This window comes from Mycobacterium ostraviense (genome assembly GCF_002705925.1).
GTDB lineage: Bacteria > Actinomycetota > Actinomycetes > Mycobacteriales > Mycobacteriaceae > Mycobacterium > Mycobacterium ostraviense.
The window spans coordinates 1-416 of sequence record NZ_NKRE01000185.1 but is presented as its reverse complement, the minus strand read 5'-3'; the positions used below and the strand labels follow the sequence as shown (position 1 = coordinate 416).

The window sequence follows — 416 nt, the reverse complement described above, 5'->3', positions numbered from 1 at the left end:
GCTTGGTAGCGGTGACCGCGCGCATCGCCCGGTTACGCGCGCCGCGGCGTCCATAAAGTCGAACGCACATCGATGTGAGCACCTCTATCATGTCGCGCACCAAATCATCGGTGGTCTCCCCATCGTCGATGACCACGATGCGCCGCCCCAGCGCGGCGAGCACAGCATGCAGATGCTCGACCCCAAAACGAGCCAGCCGATCCCGATGCTCCACAACGACCACACTGGCAGAAGGGTCCGACAAGATCCGGGACAGCTTCGGACGCTTGCCGTTCAATCCGGAACCGACCTCGGACACCACCTGGCCGACCTCCCACCCGGCATCGCTGGCCCACTCGGTCAGCCGAGATACCTGACGATCCAAATCCGCGCGCTGATCATGCGACGAAACCCGCGCATACAACACCACACGCTGC

1 protein-coding gene is annotated in these 416 nt (G+C 63.5%); it reads right to left on the bottom strand.

The window, feature by feature from the left end; genetic code table 11:
* On the bottom strand, window positions 1–416 hold a 416-nt coding region (locus CDN38_RS28580; RefSeq protein ID WP_099319522.1), incomplete at both ends, for an IS607 family transposase.